Source organism: Candidatus Pantoea deserta, assembly GCF_003813865.1.
Lineage (GTDB): Bacteria > Pseudomonadota > Gammaproteobacteria > Enterobacterales > Enterobacteriaceae > Pantoea > Pantoea deserta.
Genome location: NZ_RMVG01000010.1, coordinates 146115 through 164964 on the forward strand (window position 1 = coordinate 146115; position 18850 = coordinate 164964).

Sequence of the window (18850 nt, forward strand, 5' to 3'; positions counted from 1 at the left end):
CTTGTTGTTCAACAATTTTTGCGGAGAACTAAGGAATGCGATTAAACCTTGAGGCGCTGCTGATTCTGGATGCGCTCGACCGTCACGGCACCTTCGCCGCCGCAGCGGCGCGGTTGTTTAAAACCGCGTCGGCGCTGAGCTATACGGTGCAGAAGATGGAAAGCGACATGAAGATCACGCTGCTCGATCGCTCCGGTCACCGCGCCACGTTCACGCCGACCGGGCGGCTGATGCTGGAAAAAGGGCGGACGCTGCTGCGCGCCGTCAACGAGCTGGAACAGCAGGCGCGCTACGTCGAAAGCGGCTGGGAGAGCAACCTGACCATCAGCGTTGACGCCTCGGTGCCGTTTTCGCTGCTGACGCCCTTGATTGACGCGTTTTATCAGCAGCATCCGCATACGCAGCTTCAGTTTCGCCAGGACGTACTGGCGGGCTGCTGGGAAGCGCTGAGCTACGGCGAGGCAGATCTGGTGTTCGGCGCGGTACAGGAGCCGGCCACGCGGAAAGACATCGGCTGCGTCGCGCTGGGCTGGCTGGAATATGTCTTCGCGGTCGCGCCGACGCATCCGCTGGCGCAGATGCCGGAGCCGCTGCTGCGCGAGCAGATCCGCCAGTATCGCGCCGTGACGGTGCATGACTCCTCACGCCACGGCGCCGGTATGGATCTGCGCGTGCTGGATGAACAAAAAGCGCTGAGCGTGCACGACTTCCACGCCAAGCTTCAGGCGCAGCTCGCCGGACTGGGCTGCGGCTACCTGCCACGCTATCTTGCCGCGCCGCACCTTGCCGACGGCTCGCTGGTGGCGCGCCAGCTCGACAGCGAAACGCGGCGCGATTTGGCTTATCTGGCATGGAATGAGAACGCCAGCGGCAACGCGGCGCGCTGGTGGCGCGACCGGCTGCAAACGCTGGACGGGCTGCGTGACATTTACGTCGCGCCCTGAAGCAGCCAGCGCGCGGCGAAAGCGCCGCGCGTCGGGGATTACAGCGAGATAAAGTGGTGCGCTTTCGGCGGGCCTTCGCCCTGATGGAACGCCAGCACCGCCGCCTGTAGCTCTGCGTCCGCTTTCGATACGCGCTGATGCTGACGCAGATGCTCCTGCCAGGATTCAACTAAAAACCACTCCTGAATAAGGGACGCGTCTTCGCTATGCGTCATCACGCCCCAGGCGTAAGCGCCATCGCGACGCCGCGCCAGCGACAGCTTGTTGATGGCCGCCAGGAAAGCCGGGCGATCCTCTTCCTCTACGCGATAGTGGATCTGCACCATCACCGGGCCGCGATGTTCGTCAACGCTCTGCGCCACGGTCGGTTGCTGCCAGTGCAGCGCAGGTTGTAAATCCGCTTCGCCTTCCGGCAGCGCTTTGCGATACAACAGCAGCGCGCTCGCGATCAATGCCGCCGCCGCCGCAACCAGCGTGACGATTACGCCGACCTGCTGCGCCACCAGACCCCACAGCAGGCTGCCGCTTGCCAGCGCGCCGTTAAAGACCATCAGGTAGACGGCCAGTCCGCGTCCGCGCACCCAGTCCGGCAGCACGGCCTGAGCAACGCCGTTCAGCGTGGTCAGCGCGATAATCCAGCCGCCGCCCAGCGCCAGCATCATCACCAGCGCCAGCCACTGCGGCGGCGTCAGCGCCAGACCCAGCATCACCAGCGCGTTAATGGCGGCGGCGAGCAGCAGCAGCGCATCGGCACCTGTTTTGCTACGCAGGCGCGGCAGCAGCAGCGCGCCGCCAATCGCGCCGATACCCACGGCGCCGAGCATCATGCCGTAGAAGCCCGCCGTGCCCTGTAACAGCTGGCGAGCCACCAGCGGCAGTAGCGCCCAGAGCGCGCTGGCAAAGAGAAAAAACATCGCGGCGCGAAACAGCACGCGGTGCAGCTCGCGGCTCGCCTTCACATAGCGCAGCCCGGCGCGAAACGCGCCGAGGAAGTGCTCATTTAGCTCATCCTGCGGCTTCGCCGGGCGTTTCCAGCACAGCAGCGCGGCGATAACGACAAAATAGCTGGCCACATCCGCGCCGTAGGCCGCCATCGCGCCGAGGCTGGCCAGCAGCAGGCCGCCGGTTGCCGGGCCGATAGCGCGGGCGATATTGATGCCGAGGGAATTGAGCGCGACCGCATTTTTCATCTCCTGACGCGGCACCAGCTCCGGCACGATGGCCTGCCAGGCAGGGCCAAACAGCGCCGCGCCGATGCCGCCTACAAAGGTCAGACCAATCAGCCATTCGGCGGTCAGCCAGTTATTGTGGGAGAGGATCAGCAGCGTGCCGCTAACGCTGGCCATCAGTATCTGAATGGCAATCAGCAGGCGGCGGCGGTCGAAAATATCGGACAGCACGCCCGCAGGTAAAGCCAGCAAAAACACCGGCAGCGTGGCGGCGGTCTGCATCAGCGCCACCGCCGTGGGGTTATCGGACAGGCCGGTAATCAGCCAGGAGCTGGCGACGTCGCGGATAAAACTGCCGGTATTGCCTAACACCGAGGCGGCCCAGATCAGGGCGAACATCGTGTAGCGAAAAGGGGAAAACGCGCCGCCCGCAGGCGGGGTCGTCATGCTCTGGCTCATCTTCTTTCTCCTGCTGCGCCCCGTAGCGCAGCGTTATTGAGTGGCGATAGATGAAACATTAGGTTCGCTCTGCCAGGCTTGATAGCGGAATATCTGCGGCAACTTGCCCAGGATTTTTTCACAAGTACCGGTCGCAAAAATCGTTGAACAACTTATTAAAATTTCTGCTTTAGGTTTTACCTGTTGCTCAGGTTAGCTTAATGAGCAGCACACACATCATCGATCGTGGAGAGAAAATATGAGCACCTTTACAACCAAAGATGGGGTACGCCTTTATTTTAAAGATTATGGCAAAGGACAGCCTGTGCTGTTCAGCCACGGCTGGCCGCTGGATGCCGATATGTGGGAAAGTCAGCTGGTTCACCTGGCGGAAAATGGCTATCGCGCCATTGCTTTTGACCGTCGTGGGTTTGGTCGCTCTGACCAGCCGTGGGAAGGTTATGACTACGATACCTTCGCAGATGACATTCACGGGCTGATTGAACATTTAGGCATCAGCGACATCACGCTGGTGGGCTTCTCCATGGGCGGCGGGGATGTCTCTCGCTATATCGGTCGCTACGGCACGGCAAAAGTGAAAAGCCTGGTGCTGCTGGGGGCTGTTACCCCCATCTTTGGTCAGACTGCCGATCATCCGGAAGGGCCAGAAAAAGCGGTTTTTGACGGTATCAAAGCCGGTCTGCGTAAAGATCGGGCGCAGTTCATTAAAGAATTTGCCGCGCCGTTCTATGGGACCAACGCGGGACAGAGCGTGTCCGAAGGCGTACTGACGCAGACGTTGAATATCGCGCTGCTCGCCTCGCTGAAAGGGACGCTGGACTGCGTGACGGCCTTCTCTGAAACCGACTTCCGCGCCGATCTGGCGAAAGTGGATGTGCCGACGCTGATCATTCACGGCAGCAATGACCAGATCGTTCCCTTCGAAGCGACCGGCAAGCTGGCGCATGAGCTGATTGCGGGGTCAGAACTTAAGGTGTACGAAAACGGTCCGCATGGCTTTGCCGTTACCCATCAGGACCGACTCAATCAGGATCTGCTGACCTTCTTACAGCAGCATTAATGCCTGTTTCTACATAAATAACGTTAAAACGCCCTCAGGGCGTTTTTTTATTTCCGCTTCGCTTAAAAGGCGGTACGGAATATAAGCGAGCCGCTAATCTATTTCGGAAAAGTGAAATTCTGATCATTTATTGATCACTTTCAATGAGTTAGCAGGTTAAATAGCCTCTCTATCCGCTTCGCTTTAATGTTTTTTTTACTTAAATTGACGAATAAGTAATTTTCTTAATTTTACGGTAAAAATGATCATTTAATGATCAACCGCTCCGCTTATCTGCTAAAGGAGTTGCAAAATTGCCGCTTCGCTTAAAAAGAGGCAATCGTCCAGAATAAAGGTCAAATAGAGTAATTTTGCCGGGTTATATGTGTAAATAGCAGGGAGATAATGAAGGTTTCCATGCTTTAGTTACCGGCAAACATGATTTCATAAAGTAATTGTCGGCACGTTGATTTGTTTATCGTTCAGTCTGAGTTTTTTTAATCATGCATAAGCAATACTTGATCCATTATTTTTAAAAGCTACATTTAACCCTGCGCCATCAATGCTGATGAAGCGTAGGCTGTGATATTTTTATTATTAATCCTTAAGAGGAACACAGTATGTCTCAATATCGTGGTGGAGCCGGAAACTTTGCGGTGGATCGAGAGCGGGCAGCGGAAGCCGGAAGAAAAGGCGGCCAGAAGAGCGGCGGCAATTTTAAAAATAACCCTGAACGCGCAATCGAAGCCGGGCGCAAAGGAGGGAAAATCAGCCGTAGAAGCTGAAATTACAGTAACTTAGACGAGGCAGGAGCGATTATCTGACCGCGAGTAAGCCATCTTTTATTCCTGTTTGTTCTCCTTGCGAAACACCCCTGACAGATAAACATCCCCGACTTTTTTAAAGCCCAGGGATGAGACTAATTAAGCCGGGCATGGGTTTTCCCCCTGTCCGGTTTTTTTAATTACTTGTAAATAAAACACCCTGGAAAAAAGGCCAGAATGGGTTGATGTCGCCATCCCTGAGCCAGACAGGTCTATTTAACGGATGGATAATTTATACAAGAGACTACCAGGTTGTACAAATATTTAAGTGCGAATGCCGTCGGCAGAGGAGGTTATTTTATAGAGCAATCTGATGCTAACTATTTGTCAGTAATGGAAAAAATTGCATTTCATATGCCACTTTTTGTAAAAGCGCGCAGCAAAAAATTTTCTGCGCTTTTTGCGATAACATATTTTTAAGCGACTTTGATTAGACAGAAGGCGGGAGTGGATAACGCGCGCATTTAGCTGCGCAGTGAAATAGTTTTTGGCAGTAAGGAGCTGTACAAGATAACGCGCCATACCGGCATGCTACGTTGAGTCGAGAAGGTGCAAAAAATTTACAAGTGGCTTTCAGCCATGCTGGTCAACAGCCTGTATTATCGCGGGCTGCGGGATTAATAATGATTACCAACGTGCTCTCGTCTGAATAAACTATCAGGGAGAAACAGATTAATTCATTTTTGATATTCAGTTCGGGCGGGGATTAAAAAGAAAGTAGGCGCTTACTAATTTTTAAAAATGTGCGAAAAATGACGCTGGCCACGGCGGGCCAGCGAAGACGATCAGCGTTGAGCAGGTTGCCAGGTGGCTGGCGCCTGAGCATCAATAGGCTTCGGTAAGAGCTTCGCCCGGTAAAAAGCGTCCGCGATAGTCTGCTGCTCGGCCAGGTCGCTTTTCTTCACCGGTTCGACCTGATAACTACGCTGCGCATTAGCCTTTTCAATGGTCGCCACCGGCAGCTTGCCCCACAGCGGTGAAAGCAGCGCAGCGGCATCGGCAGGATTGGCTTTCAGCCAGGCGGCTTCCTGCTTCAGCGCCTGAAAAACGGTATTCAGCACCTGCGGATGCGCGCTGGCATAGGGCGTTGAGGCCAGGTAATAGCGCTGATAATTCGCCAGTCCTTTGCCGCTTGTCAGCACGCGGGCGTGCTGCTCGACCTGCGCGCTGGTTACATAAGGCTCCCAGGTGACCCAGGCCGCTACGCTACCGTTCTCCAGCGCTGCTCGACCATCGGCAGGCGTCAGCCAGGCCGGAGAAATATCGCTGAAGGCGAGTCCCGCCTTGTTGAGCGCGGCGATCAGCAGATAATGGCTGCCTGCGGCTTTAGTCACCGCGATTTTTTTGCCTTTGAGATCCTGAAGCGTTTTTATCGACGAGTCGGCGGGAACCAGAATCGCCTGTGCGTCTGGCGACGGGGTTTCGCGGGCGTAGTAGGTCAGACTGGCACCGGCGGCCTGCGCAAACAGCGGCACGGTATCGGCGACGTCGGCAGAGAGATCGACATTGTTAAGGTTGAGCGCCTCCAGCAGCGGCAGGCCGCTGGAAAATTCGTGCCAGCTAACGGTTACGCCCTGCGCTGCAAGCGCCTTTTCCAGATCGCCACGCTGTTTAATAAGCGTGAGCAGCGTAGAGGATTTCTGGTAGCCGATGCGAAGCGTCTCTTCTGCCTGCGCAGAAAAAGCGAAAAGGGCGGTGAAACACAGCGCGCCGCCCAGGAAGAAACGAACAGGTTTCATAAGCGTTCCCGGTTAAGGTTTATCATCTGGGTAATGATAAAAGCGCGTCAGGAACGCGCTAAACGCCTTTTTTGCATAAGCTATGCGGCAGGGTGGGAAAGGATTAATTCACCAGCAGATGGCCATACATCGCCATCAGACGACGCGTTACGCCATTGGTCCAGCCGAAACCATCCTGTAAGGGATATTCGCCGCCGCCGCCAGGACGCGCGCGCTCGCCGCTGATGTCATATTTTTCCACCAGCTTATGGTGCAGCTGATAGAAGTTGTTCACCGTCGTCAGCCAGTTAACCGCGATTTCCGTCGCCAGCGTCTCTTCGCCGTACTGATTCAGTCCGACCACCGCCATCCACTGAAGCGGCGCCCAGCCGTTGGGTTTGTCCCACTGTTCGCCGCTTTCCACCATCGAGGTCACCAGCCCACCGTTGGTCAGCAGCAGCTGGCGCAGCGCGATAGCCTGCAAATGCGCCTGTTTTGGCGTCGCCAGGCCGACAAACAGCGGCACTACGGCTGCGGCAGTGAACGCGCCGAAACGTTCGCGTCGCCAGTCATAGTCGCGATAGACGCCTGCGGTGCTGTCCCACAGATAGCGGTTAATGGCGCGCTTGCGCGCTTCCGCCTTTTTCTGCCACGCCAGCGCGGTCAGCTCTTCTCCCTTCGCATGGGAAAGCGTCGCGATCATCAGCTCCAGTTTATAGAGGAAGGCGTTGAGATCGATCGGGATAAACTGCGTAGTGCGAATGCTCGCCAGACGTTTCGGATCGCGCAGCCAGCGGGAGGAGTAGTCCCAGCCGGACGCCGCGCCCGCGCGCAGATCGCGATAGACCTCGCTTGCCGGACGGCTTGAGTGGCTTGCCGTTTCGACATCCTCAATCCAGGACTCATCGCGCGGCGTATCGCGGTCATCCCAGTAGCGGTTAAGCAGCGAGCCGTCAGCCATTCGCACCACGTGGCGATAGGCCTGGCGCGGCATCAGCGCGCCCGCGCCATCCATCCAGAACTGATACTCTTTCATCAGCTGGTCGAGATAGCGTTTTGCCCCGCGCACGCCGTCTTCCTCGAACAGCTCCACCATCAGCGCAAAAACCGGCGGCTGTGAGCGGCTCAGATAATAGGTACGGTTGCCGTTGGGAATATGTCCGTAGTTGTCGATCAGCCAGGCAAAGTTGTCCGCCATATGACGCAGCAGGTCATCGCGTCCGCTCTCCGCCAGACCAAGCATCGTAAAGTAGGAGTCCCAGTAATAGGTCTCGCCAAAGCGGCCGCCGGGCACCACATAGGGTTTCGGCAGCGGCAGCAGCGATGAATGCGGCAAATGCTGCTGCGGCATTTTAGTTAATACCGGCCATAGCGCATCAATATGCTCGTTAAGGGTTTTATCCGGGTTCGAGACATAAAAACTTTCGTTTATCGCCGGTAAATAAAAATGGTCGGCCACGAAGCGCGCCAAATCAAAATCGCGGCTGCGTTTCTGGCGACGATAACGCATTAATACATCCAGCGGATCGTATTTGGGCGAGCAGTCCGGGAAGGTTTTACTGTCTTCAAAGATGCGCGACATCTGCACATGCTCGAACAGCTCCATGTAGCGATCGGCAGGCGTGAGCGCGTCCGGCGCCGGTAAGCCTTCGATCAGCTCCGGTTCCGGCTCGGAATCCTGCATACGGTCAAGCTTTAGCTCGTGGGGATCGTATTGATACTCAACTTCCGCCCCATTGCGAACCTCATCGAATGCGTTGAGTTGCTGGCGATAAGTATTAATAGCGGCCTCCTGGAGTCTGAGGGGTTTCACAAAAGAAAAATTATAGACTTATGGCTGGCTCAAACAACAATGCAGAATATCTATGAACGTAATAAAAATTGTCTATCAATGGGATATTTAGCGGAATTGCTCAGGTAATCAAGCAAATAACGCGCTGCGTTTACAACATCTATTTAGGAGTAATCTTTGTAGAACAAAAATAAACAGCGAGATATTGAAAAAAAGCGGCAAAAATTGACAAAAAATCACCTTGCCGCTGCGCTGCGCAATGATCAATTTGTGGCATTTTTGCACAGTTAGCGAAAGCGCCCTCAAAAGAGGGCGCAGAGAGTGGCCGCAAACTCATCGCGGCTGCCGCTCTGGCGAGCGGTCTGTAGGAGCAATTTACCCCCCTCGCTTACTCGCTTACGCGATAGCGCTCCAGCCAGTGCGCGTAGGGCGCAGGCAGCACCCAGGACGGCTGAGGCTTATCGAGTTCCAGCGCCGCCTGATAAGGCCAGTGCGGATTTTTCAGATGGGCGCGACCGACCATAACCAGATCAAGCTGACCCTTTTCCACCGTACCGTTAGCCACCAGCGGCGCATCGATGCCCCATGCGGAGGCGACGGCAATATCCGCCTCACGGCGAACGCGCTCGGCGATCGGCGCAAGGAAGGCAGGCGTGCCCCACGGAATAGCCGCGTCTGGCGTTGAAAAGCCGATGCTGACGCTCAGCAGATCCAGACCGTTGGCGCGCCAGTAGCGCGTCAGATCGATGGCTTCCGCCAGCGTCTCTTCGTCGCGGCCGTCATACTCCAGCACGCCGAAACGCGCGGTCAGCGGCAGGTTTTCCGGCCAGACTTCACGCACGGCATCAAAGGTTTCGCGCAGGAAGCGGCTGCGGCCAGCGGCGTCGCCGCCGTACTCATCGGTGCGCTGGTTGGCATGCACAGAGAAAAAGCTCTGCGCCAGATAGCCGTGGGCGAAGTGCAGCTCCAGCCACTGGTAGCCGGCGTCGCGCGCGCGGATGGCCGCCTGCACGAAGTCATTGCGTACCCGCGCAATATCTTCGGCCGTCATGGCGCGCGGCACCTGCGGCAGGTTATTGCCAAAGGCTACTGCGGAAGGGGAAATCGTCTCCCAGCCGCGTCCGTCGTCCGCAGCGATGTGATCGTCGCCTTCCCAGGGTTTATTGGCGCTGGCTTTACGACCGGCGTGACCAATCTGGATTCCCGGCACGGCGCCTGCCGCTTTGATCGTCTGGGCGATCTGCGCCAGACCCTGCGCCTGCGCGTCGTTCCACAGACCCAGACAGCCCGGCGTGATGCGGCCTTCCGGCGAAACTGCGGTCGCTTCGACAATCACCAGACTGGCGCCGCCGCGCGCCAGCGCCGCGTAGTGCACCTGGTGCCACTCATTGACCAGGCCTTGTTCGGCGCTGTACTGACACATCGGCGGCACCGCGATACGGTTGCGCAGCGTAACGTCTTTCAGACGAAATTCAGAAAACAGAGACATAGCACCCTCATGCTCAGGTTAGATTACGTCGCCGGAAGCTGAACTGGCGGTCAGTATCAGCTTCCGGCGCGCTTCGCCGGGCAATGTATCCTGAGGAGTGAGCGCAAGCCTACGCTCGCTGTGCTGTGTCGCGCAGGCTTATTTTGCCAGCGTCGCCTTGATGACCTCCTGATAAGGCGTAGTGGCGCGTCCCGTCAGCCTGCTCAGGCTGTGGGAGTCATCAAACAGGCCGCCCTGGGATGCGCCCTTGTCCGAGTCCGCCAGCATCTCGGCCAGACCGTCCGGCAGACCGGCGCCTTTCAGCGCGGCGGCAAATTCAGCTTCAGCAAGGTTAACGTACTCCACCTGCTCGCCGGACTGGCGCGCAATTTCTGCGGCAAATTCAGCCAGCGTGTAGCTGTCATCGCCTGCCAGCTCATAAATCTTGCCCGCCTGATCGTCACGGCTGATCACTTCTGCCGCCGCTTCGGCATAGTCCCGACGCGCGGCGGAAGCGATACGCCCTTCGCCTGCGGCGCCGATAAAGGCGTGATGCGTCAGGGCAGGCGCAATGCTGGCCGCGTAGTTCTCGGTGTACCAGCCGTTACGCAGCAGCGCATAGGGGATGCCTGACGCCTCCAGCTGCGCCTCGGTGGCGCGATGCTCTACGCCAAGGCCGAGCGGAGAGCTGTCGGCGTGCAGCAGGCTGGTATAGGCAATAAACCTCACCCCCGCTGATTTGGCCGCATTAATGACCGCCTGATGCTGGGCTTCACGCTGGCCGACTTCGCTGCCGGAAATCAGCAGTAGCTTTTCAACGCCGCCAAAGGCTGAGAGCAGCGTATCCGGCTGGCTGTAGTCCGCTTTGCGCACCGTGATGCCTTTCGCGGCCAGATCGGCGGCTTTTTCCGGAGATCGAACGGCGGCGATAATCCGTTCTGCCGGAACTTTTTTCAGTAAAGCTTCAATCACCAGACGGCCCAGCTGGCCCGTCGCGCCTGTTACTGCAATCATTTTCATTCTCCTTTTGTGGTTAACCTTGTTGAAAGCCAGACTACGGGATAAGCTAACTTTTAGTAAGTACTTACAGCTTTGTTAGTTTGGGAAAAAAGAGATAAATGTCTGAAAAGATAAGTGAAAAATTCAGGCGCGGCGAACTGCTTAATGTTAACTGCCCGTCGCGGGAGATATTAAAACGCGTCACCAGCCGCTGGAGCGTGCTGATCTTTCTGGCGTTGCGCAATCACACCCTGCGCTTCAGCGAGCTGCGCCGCGCCGTAGGCGGCGTCAGCGAACGCATGCTGGCCCAGACGCTGCGCCATATGGAAGAAGATGGCTTTGTCGAGCGCATCGCCTGGAACGTCGTCCCCCCGCACGTCGAGTACCGTCTGACTCCGCTGGGCCGCGAAGTGGAAGGGCAGGTGGTCGGGCTGGCGGACTGGCTGGAACTCAACGTTAACCGTATTCTGGCGCAGCGTGAAAAAGCCTGACAGCGCGCCGTCGGCAGAAGGCGCGCACGAGGCTCAGGAAAGGTAGCGCTTAAACCACTCCAGCGTCCGTCCCCAGGCGAGTTCAGCCGCCGCGCGGTCGTAGCGCGGCGTGGAGTCGTTGTGAAAACCGTGATTCACCCCAGGGTAAATCCAGGCCTGATACACCTTTTGCTGCTCTTTCAGCGCTGCCTCAAAAGCGGGCCAGCCGGCGTTAATGTTGGTATCCAGCTCCGCATAGTGCAGCAGCAGAGGAGCCTTAATGCGCGCCACATCTTCTGCTTTGGGCTGACGCCCGTAAAAGGGCACTGCGCAGGCCAGTTCCGGGAAGGCCACTGCTGCGGCGTTTGAGACGCCGCCGCCGTAGCAGAAGCCGGTGATGCCGACTTTGCCGCTGCTCTCTGGATGCGTCTTCAGGAAATCAACCGCCGCGAAAAAGTCGTTCATTAGCCTGACGGGATCGACTTTCGCCTGCATCGCGCGACCTTCGTCGTCATTGCCGGGATAGCCGCCCAGCGAACTCAGCCCGTCCGGCGCCAGCGCGATATAGCCCGCTTTCGCCACGCGGCGCGCTACATCTTCGATATAGGGATTGAGACCGCGATTCTCATGCACCACCACCACGGCAGAAGTTTTACCCTGCATTTGGGTCGGACGCACCAGATAGCCGCGCACCTCGCCGTGCCCCTGTGGGGAAGGGTAGTGAATATATTCCGGTTTAATGGCGGGATCGGTAAATTCGACCTGCTGCGCGAGCGCGTAGTCGGGACTCATCAGGCTGAGCAGCGTTGCGCCGGTCATACCGCCAATCGCCAGCTTACCGGCCATCGAGATAAATTCCCGCTTACTGATCCTGCCGTGCGCGTAATAGTCATAGAGTTCGAGCAGCTCCTGGGGAAAATCGTGTGCCGTCAGACGTGCCATAGGGATTCCTTAACGCAGATTAGCCAGAGGCTTTAACAGAGCACAGGTGGCGGCGACTGGCAAACCCGATGCCGCAATCTGTTAACGCGGTCCGGTCTGGCAGGACCAGGGGAAGATAGGCTTGCCGAGAGACGAGAAAAAAGAAGGGGGACGGCTGCGCAATATGTCTTCAGAGAAACCTGCGCGCTAAATGCATTATTACCGTGCCGTTATGTTTAACGCTTATTAACAACTTTATTTCATGTCCGGAAGGCGCGCTAATTAAGCGCGGCGCAATGTCGGATTAAGACGCGGCCTTCGAAAATGACTTTTTTAAACGTAACGCCTTAAAAAGGATTTCTTAGGCGCTAAATACTTAATTTATATTCATTAAGCGCGGCGATAAAGTTCACCAATGACCGCTTTTTTATTCAGGGTTTAGCTAAAATAATTCGCCAAAACAGGGCGTTGCGCACTAAAAAAAGCGCAGCATCGCTTCCTTCTCATCCCTTCGCTGGCGCGCAACAACAAATAACAATAATGTCACATTAAGGCCTGTGAATTAACCTAAAGTCAGGCGCTTAAATAGATGATTGCGGACAAAAACAATGACCAAAATCAAAAAAGACTGTTATAGTTTTTGCATCCCCCACTGTTTCTGTTTGTCTGACGCGAGTTCTTATAAATTCGTGTCAGCAACCGGCTTAAGCGCAGCGTAAATATTAACGCTGTGCTTTAGTTGTTAATTATAAGTAAACATATGGTGTTATATGTGGCAACGAGGTAAGCAATGTTCGGATTAGACGCCTTTCATCTGGCCAGGATACAGTTCGCTTTTACTGTCTCCTTTCACATACTCTTTCCCGCCATTACCATCGGCCTCGCCAGTTTCCTGGCAGTGCTGGAAGGTATGTGGCTAAAAAGCCGTAACGAGACCTACCGCGATCTCTATCACTTCTGGTCCAAAGTCTTTGCCGTTAACTTTGGTATGGGCGTGGTGTCCGGTCTGGTGATGGCTTATCAGTTCGGGACTAACTGGAGCGGCTTTTCACAGTTCGCAGGCAGTATTACCGGGCCGTTGCTTACCTATGAAGTGCTGACCGCCTTCTTCCTGGAAGCGGGTTTCCTCGGCGTAATGCTGTTCGGCTGGAACCGCGTTGGTCCGGGCCTGCACTTTTTCGCTACCTGTATGGTGGCGCTGGGCACGCTGATCTCGACTTTCTGGATCCTCGCCTCTAACAGCTGGATGCATACGCCGCAGGGCTACTTGATTGAGAACGGCATCGTGGTGCCGGAAGACTGGCTGAAAATCATCTTTAACCCGTCCTTCCCCTATCGCCTGTTCCATATGTCGGTCGCCGCCTTCCTTTCCAGCGCCTTCTTTGTGGGCGCGTCGGCGGCATGGCATCTGCTGCGCGGCAACGATAATCCGGCGGTGCGCAAGATGTTCTCTATGGCGCTGTGGATGGCGCTGATCGTGGCGCCCATTCAGGCGATGATCGGCGATGCGCACGGCCTGAATACCCTTGAGCATCAGCCTGCGAAGATTGCGGCGATTGAAGGCCACTGGGAAAACCCGCCGGGCGAAGCGACGCCGCTGATCCTGTTCGGTATTCCGGATATGGAGCAGGAGCGCACGAAGTATGCGCTGGAAATTCCTTACCTCGGCAGCCTGATCCTGACGCACAGTCTGGATAAACAGGTTCCGGCACTGAAGACCTTCCCGAAAGAAGATCGTCCTAACTCGCTGATTATTTTCTGGTCGTTCCGCGTGATGGTGGCGATGGGCCTGCTGATGATTACCCTCGGCGTGGTCAGCCTGTGGCTGCGTTATAAAGGACGTCTCTATGAGTCGCGTCCGTTCCTGTGGTTCGCCCTGCTGATGGGACCTTCAGGTCTGATCGCGCTGCTGGCGGGCTGGTTCACCACGGAAATCGGTCGTCAGCCGTGGGTGGTTTACGGCGTGCAGCGCACCATCGATGCGGTATCAGGTCATGGTGATCTGCATATGAGCATCAGCCTGCTGGCCTTTATTGCGGTCTACTCGGCGGTGTTTGGCGTAGGTTACATCTATATGGTGCGTTTGATTAAGAAAGGCCCGCTTACCGGCGAAGGCAAAGATGTCCGCCACGGTGGTCCCGGCCACGGCAAAACGCCTGCTCGTCCGCTCTCTGCGGCCCCTGAAAGTCTGAACGATCCACAGGAGGGAAAATAAGATGATCGATTTTTCCATTATCTGGTTCGCGATTATCGTTTTCGCCACCCTGATGTATATCGTGATGGATGGCTTCGATCTCGGTATCGGTCTGCTGTTTCCTTTTAATAAAGACGCGACCGAGCGCGACATGATGGTTAACACCGTCGCGCCGGTTTGGGACGGCAACGAAACCTGGCTGGTGCTGGGCGGGGCGGGGCTGTATGGCGCATTCCCGCTGGCGTACTCGGTGATTGCCGATGCGCTCTCTATTCCGCTGACGGCGATGCTGATCGGCCTGATTTTCCGCGGCGTCGCCTTCGAGTTCCGCTTTAAGGCAACTGAATCACACCGCGCATTCTGGGATAAATCCTTCGTCGCGGGCTCCATTCTGGCCACCTTTAGCCAGGGCGTTGCGGTTGGCGCTATGCTTGACGGTATTCAGGTCACGGGCCGCCACTTCAGCGGCTCCGCGATGGACTGGCTGGCGCCGTTCCCGCTGTTCTGCGGCGTGGGCCTGGTTATCGCCTATGCGCTGCTGGGCTGCACCTGGCTGATCATGAAAACCGAACATGAGCTGCATCGTAAGATGTCTGCGCTGGCGACGCCGCTGGTGATTGCGCTGCTGGTGGTGGTGGGCATTATCAGCCTGTGGACGCCGTTCACCCATGACGCGATCGCGCAGCGCTGGTTTACCCGCCCGAATCTCTACTGGTTCCTGCCGGTTCCGGTGCTGGTGCTGCTCTGCTCGTGGGGCATCGTGCGCGCCATTAAGCGTGAGGCGCACTATTCGCCGTTCCTGCTGACGCTGGCGCTGATTTTCCTCGGCTTCTCCGGCCTGGGCATCAGCGTGTGGCCGAACATTATTCCGCCGTCAGTGACTATCTGGCAGGCCGCGTCTCCGGCGATTAGTCAGGCCTTTATGCTGGTGGGCAGTTTGTTAATTATTCCGATGATCCTCGGCTACACCTTCTGGAGTTACTACGTGTTCCGCGGAAAAATCAAAGCAGACGAAGGATACCATTGATATGCAAACCGAGACTGGCAGCGTGAAAAACCACAATCAACCTAAGGCCCCGTGGTGGAAGCGCATTCTGTGGCTGGTGGTGATCTATGGAGCAAGCGTGCTGGCGCTCGGTGTCGTGGCAACGCTGTTCCGCATGATGATGACCGCGGCGGGCATGCGAAGCCACTAAGGCTTCAATGGGGTAAAGAAGTCCGCGCAGGGGCGGGATGGCGTGACGCGCAGCCATCCCGCGATAAAAGGAAACGCGGTCCGCTCACGGAGGCCTCTTCGCAAAGAGGCGCGTACCGCGCGGGCCAGGCGGGCAGAGCGACGTAACGCCGCTTTGCCGCTGCACTTTCCGCTTCTGCGCCTGAAGGCTGGCTCCGCCAGCCTTTTTACTTATCAGACTAAGCATTAAATGCCTTTTTAATGCCGCTTTGCCTACGCTTCCTTTACCTTTCCTTACATGCATAAGACGTTCTTGTTATAATTATGTGACTAATCTCGCAATACTTTTTACGACCCTCACCGAAATGCTCAGCCTGAACGTAAAAAAACAGTACATCAGCGATCTGGTGGAGTGGATTGAGGCGAATCTGACCGACGATCTTAATATCGATCTGATTACCCTGAAATCCGGCTACTCCAAATGGCACATGCAGCGCATGTTCAAAGAGATGACCGGCCAGACGCTGGCGGCCTATACCCGCAAGCGCCGTCTGACCATGTCGGCCATGGCGCTGCGTCTGACGCGCATGCCGCTGATTGACATCGCGGTGCGCTTTGGTTTTGATAACCAGCAAAACTTCACCCGCGTGTTTAAGAATCACTTTGCGCTGACGCCGGGCGCCTTTCGTCGCGTGCCGGAACTTCAGCTTAAAAGCTTCCACGGGCCGATTTCCGTTCAGGGCGAAATGATGCAGGCACAGCTGGTTGAGCGCGATGAGCTGCAACTGCGCGGGGAAGTGACGGAGTGGGAGTGCGAATTCGGCGGCTACGTGCATGATCATGCGGAGACCGTCGCGCAGCAGGCGCGTCAGTTTGTCCGCTTCGCCGGCCAGCATGTCGATCGCGGCTGGCTGGGCTTTCAGTATGGTCCCGGCCACTCGGCAGCGGAGCAGCAACATATCAGCCTGTTCCAGGCGCTGGAGAGTCAGCACGCCGATATTATGGGATCGCATATTGTTAACTGGACCTCGGCTCGCGGCCTGTACGCGACCATTCCCTGGCAGGGCGCGCCAGAGCAGCTGACGCGTTTTATTGCCGACCTTTACTATGTGCATCTGCCCGCGCTGGGCGTGGCGCGTCGCCAGGGAAAAGATCTGCTGCGGCTCGATATGAAAGCCTCAACGCCGGATGCGCTGAGAGGCGTTTTTTCTATTCCCGTTACGCTGGGCTGAAATCATCTTTTCGTGCGGTTAAGCGTGACAAACCGCACGATTTTATAAAATAAAGGCCATATCTGGCGTAAAATTCCTGCCTTAACCGGGATGCCATGCGGAAATTGTGCGTAAGGCGTTCCGAACTGGATATTCATCTGCCTTTCGGGTTCTTTCCGAACCAGACATAAACGACGAAAACTATGAAACTTTCAACGCTGTTCCTTGTTACGGCGCTTTCTGCTTTGCCGCTTGTTGCCAGCGCACAGATGGCTGAACCTTTTACGCCGCCTGAAGGTCTGCATCCGCATGCCCAGCCAGCCCAGCATGAAATTCTGGGCGATAACGCGCTGCCGCAGCAGTCGCAGCAGCACTTCACGCCCAGCGCCTGGGACGACAACGCCTGATCCCCGCGCGCGCCTGATACGGGCGCCGTTTCTGATGACTTTTTCTCTTCTGCGCGCGCAGGCCAGGCCTGCGCACCCTTTCTGCTGCGCGCAAATAGCACAATCCATCCTTGCGCATAAGATATATCATGAGTAATCTGACCGCCTTAAATGAGAATCATTTCTGACTTCTCGCGTCCTGATGTCCGTAGCTGGTCATGCGTACCGGCTGTGTAAAAGGAGAACTCATGCATCCTGATAGCCCTCTGTCTAAAAGCCGTGCGCCACAGCGCGTGCGCAACGAACTGCGTTTTCGCCATATTACCGTCGCCAGCAAGACGCTGATTGCCGGACAATTCTGGCGCATTACCTTTCACGGCAGCGATCTGGCCGGTTTTACCTCGCCGGGTTTTGATGACCATATCAAAGTATTTTTCCCCCAGAGCAGCGGCGCGACGCTTCAGCTGCCGCAGATGACCGACGAAGGCATCGTCTGGCCGGACGGCGTGCGTCCGCCCGCGCGTGACTACACGCCGCTGGCGTTTGACGGCGAATCGTCGCTGACGCTCGATTTCTATATTCACGACGGCGGCGTCGCCAGCGGCTGGGCGCAGCAGGCGAAAGAGGGAGATCGGCTGGTGGTAGGCGGTCCGCGCGGCTCGCTGGTGGTTCCGACCGATTACGCTTTTCAGCTCTACGTCTGCGATGAAACCGGCCTGCCCGCGTTTAAGCGTCGCCAGGCGGCTGCCGAGGCGCAGGAGCTGCATCTGTTTGCCTGTGTCGATGAGGCGACCGGACGCGGCTACCTGCCGGAACTCACCGGAGTCAATGCCCACTGGCTCGGCAGCGGCACGATGCAGGCGGATAACCTCGACGCGCTGATCGCCGCGCTGGATAAGCTTGCCGTGCCGCAGGATGACTATTTTATCTGGCTGACTGGTGAAGGTGACTTTGTCAAAGCGCTCAGCGACTACTTTATCGGGCGTCGTGGTCTGGATGCCGCCTTTGTGCGCACCGTGGCTTACTGGCACGCCTGACAGGCCGTCCCCGCCGCCCAGGTTGAATTTTACCAGGCGGCGGACTACTATCACCCTCCCGTAAATACTCCCTTCAGGCAGGCAATGAAACAGGACCCGGCTTTTTCGTGTCACCAGGATCCCGCTCCGCGCGGAGGATGCGGCGGTCGCCGTAAACGTCGCGAAAAGATGCTGGATGCCAGCGACATCCGCCTGTTAATGCTGCACTTCCTCGCGCAAAACGACGCGCACGGCTATGAGCTGATCAAGTCCATAGAAGAACTCTCTAAAGGGGAGTACTCGCCCAGCCCCGGCATTATTTATCCCAACCTGACGCTGTTAGAAGAGATGGATGCTATCCGCGTGGTCGATGCGCAGGCGTCGCGTAAAGCCTATACGCTGAATGAGGCGGGGCGCGCGCTGCTGGCAGAGCAGCAGGCGCATATTCAGCACCTGACAGAGCGGCTCGCTTCGCTGGCGGTTCTGGTGAATAACCGCAGCATCCCCGATGTCGATCAGGCCATTTATCGTATGCGCACCGCGCTGAATAGTCGCCTGTCGCAGGAGAATATCTCCACTGAAGCGCTGGAGCAGATCGTCGACGCGCTGAATAGCGCAGCGGAGAAGATAGCCAATAGTTAAGGCAGTCGTTCACGCCAGCCTTAACGCGCCGCCTCCTGCGAAAGAAATGCAAACAGCCTTCAGCGGGCGGCTTATCTGCGCTCGCTGAGGTTGTTAACCTTGCTCTGTTTTCTTCTTATCCAGATGACCCAGCGAACGATCCGGAAAGCAGACGTCGCGTACGCGCTGCTTTAGCGCCGCCGCGTCAGGAAAGCCGCCGTCGCGCTTGCGCTCCCAGATGGTCTCATTACCTATGGTTATCACGAAAACTCCGCCGGTTCCGGGCTTAAGCGTCACCGCCTCCAGATCGCTGGCGAAGGTGTGCAGCAGTTCCTGTGCCATCCAGGCGGCGCGCAGCAGCCAGTTACACTGGGTGCAGTAGTGAATCGTGACAGAGGGTTTTTCACTCATAGCAGTTTTCCTTAGCGGTCCTGAAAAAATCCGA

At 56.8% G+C, this 18850-nt stretch carries 18 protein-coding genes; 11 read left to right on the top strand and 7 right to left on the bottom strand.

Translation table 11 applies throughout. The annotated features are described in order from the left end of the window. The first annotated feature begins 35 nt into the window (after positions 1-35). Complete coding sequence (locus BBB56_RS14080) at positions 36-944, top strand: LysR substrate-binding domain-containing protein (RefSeq protein WP_123801569.1); 909 nt, start codon at positions 36-38, stop codon at positions 942-944. Between the two features lie 38 nt (positions 945-982). On the opposite strand, the gene BBB56_RS14085 is transcribed toward BBB56_RS14080, so the two are convergent. Beyond that, positions 983-2572: an MFS transporter gene (locus tag BBB56_RS14085; protein WP_233593039.1), complete on the bottom strand. Its 1590-nt coding sequence runs from the start codon at positions 2570-2572 to the stop codon at positions 983-985. Positions 2573-2810: 238 nt separating this feature from the next. On the opposite strand from BBB56_RS14085, the gene BBB56_RS14090 reads away from it, so the two are divergent. Both BBB56_RS14090 and BBB56_RS14095 read left to right on the top strand, forming a co-directional pair. Then, positions 2811-3632, top strand: a complete 822-nt coding sequence (locus BBB56_RS14090) for an alpha/beta fold hydrolase (protein ID WP_123801570.1) — start codon at positions 2811-2813, stop codon at positions 3630-3632. Positions 3633-4231: 599 nt separating this feature from the next. Continuing rightward, positions 4232-4396, top strand: a complete 165-nt coding sequence (locus tag BBB56_RS14095) for a con-10 family general stress protein (protein WP_071997459.1) — start codon at positions 4232-4234, stop codon at positions 4394-4396. Between the two features lie 824 nt (positions 4397-5220). Here BBB56_RS14095 and BBB56_RS14100 read toward each other — a convergent pair. The 4 genes from BBB56_RS14100 to BBB56_RS14115 all read right to left on the bottom strand — a co-directional run bounded on the left by BBB56_RS14100 (position 5221) and on the right by BBB56_RS14115 (position 10427). Then, on the bottom strand, positions 5221-6174 hold the full coding sequence (locus BBB56_RS14100) for an aliphatic sulfonate ABC transporter substrate-binding protein (RefSeq protein ID WP_123801571.1): 954 nt from the start codon (positions 6172-6174) through the stop codon (positions 5221-5223). Positions 6175-6277: 103 nt separating this feature from the next. Continuing rightward, positions 6278-7936, bottom strand: coding sequence for an alpha,alpha-trehalase (locus tag BBB56_RS14105; RefSeq protein ID WP_199756245.1), 1659 nt, complete (start codon positions 7934-7936; stop codon positions 6278-6280). Positions 7937-8333: 397 nt separating this feature from the next. Further along, positions 8334-9434, bottom strand: a complete 1101-nt coding sequence (locus tag BBB56_RS14110; protein WP_123801573.1) for an NADH:flavin oxidoreductase/NADH oxidase — start codon at positions 9432-9434, stop codon at positions 8334-8336. 138 nt (positions 9435-9572) lie between these two features. Then, positions 9573-10427 carry an SDR family oxidoreductase gene (locus BBB56_RS14115; protein WP_123801574.1) on the bottom strand — a complete coding sequence of 285 codons (855 nt, stop codon included), beginning with the start codon at positions 10425-10427 and terminating at the stop codon, positions 9573-9575. Between the two features lie 104 nt (positions 10428-10531). Between BBB56_RS14115 and BBB56_RS14120 the strand changes: the two genes are divergently transcribed. Further along, the gene (locus BBB56_RS14120; RefSeq protein WP_123801575.1) at positions 10532-10903 is read left to right on the top strand and encodes a winged helix-turn-helix transcriptional regulator; all 372 of its coding nucleotides are present in this window, start codon (positions 10532-10534) and stop codon (positions 10901-10903) included. Positions 10904-10936: 33 nt separating this feature from the next. On the opposite strand, the gene yghX is transcribed toward BBB56_RS14120, so the two are convergent. Then, positions 10937-11824 (bottom strand): YghX family hydrolase, encoded by an 888-nt coding sequence (gene yghX, locus BBB56_RS14125; RefSeq protein WP_123801576.1) that lies wholly within the window; start codon positions 11822-11824, stop codon positions 10937-10939. 769 nt (positions 11825-12593) lie between these two features. Between yghX and BBB56_RS14130 the strand changes: the two genes are divergently transcribed. From BBB56_RS14130 to BBB56_RS14160, 7 genes are all read left to right on the top strand, one after another. Continuing rightward, positions 12594-14018, top strand: a complete 1425-nt coding sequence (locus tag BBB56_RS14130; protein WP_123801577.1) for a cytochrome ubiquinol oxidase subunit I — start codon at positions 12594-12596, stop codon at positions 14016-14018. Between the two features lies 1 nt (position 14019). Beyond that, entirely contained in the window at positions 14020-15024 is a 1005-nt protein-coding gene (gene cydB / locus BBB56_RS14135) for a cytochrome d ubiquinol oxidase subunit II (protein WP_123801578.1), read from the top strand. Position 15025: 1 nt separating this feature from the next. Further along, the gene (locus BBB56_RS14140) at positions 15026-15193 is read left to right on the top strand and encodes a DUF2474 domain-containing protein (RefSeq protein WP_123801579.1); all 168 of its coding nucleotides are present in this window, start codon (positions 15026-15028) and stop codon (positions 15191-15193) included. Between the two features lie 343 nt (positions 15194-15536). Continuing rightward, complete coding sequence (locus BBB56_RS14145; RefSeq protein ID WP_123801602.1) at positions 15537-16403, top strand: helix-turn-helix domain-containing protein; 867 nt, start codon at positions 15537-15539, stop codon at positions 16401-16403. A 182-nt stretch (positions 16404-16585) separates the two neighbouring features. Then, complete coding sequence (locus tag BBB56_RS14150; protein WP_123801580.1) at positions 16586-16789, top strand: hypothetical protein; 204 nt, start codon at positions 16586-16588, stop codon at positions 16787-16789. 227 nt (positions 16790-17016) lie between these two features. Then, a complete protein-coding gene (locus BBB56_RS14155) occupies positions 17017-17805 on the top strand; it encodes a siderophore-interacting protein (protein WP_123801581.1) in 789 nt (262 codons plus the stop codon). Between the two features lie 84 nt (positions 17806-17889). Then, positions 17890-18426: a PadR family transcriptional regulator gene (locus BBB56_RS14160; protein WP_233593040.1), complete on the top strand. Its 537-nt coding sequence runs from the start codon at positions 17890-17892 to the stop codon at positions 18424-18426. 93 nt (positions 18427-18519) lie between these two features. Here the strand turns inward: BBB56_RS14160 and BBB56_RS14165 are convergent, their stop codons facing one another. Continuing rightward, positions 18520-18816 carry an Rdx family protein gene (locus BBB56_RS14165; protein ID WP_123801582.1) on the bottom strand — a complete coding sequence of 99 codons (297 nt, stop codon included), beginning with the start codon at positions 18814-18816 and terminating at the stop codon, positions 18520-18522. Positions 18817-18850 lie beyond the last annotated feature (34 nt).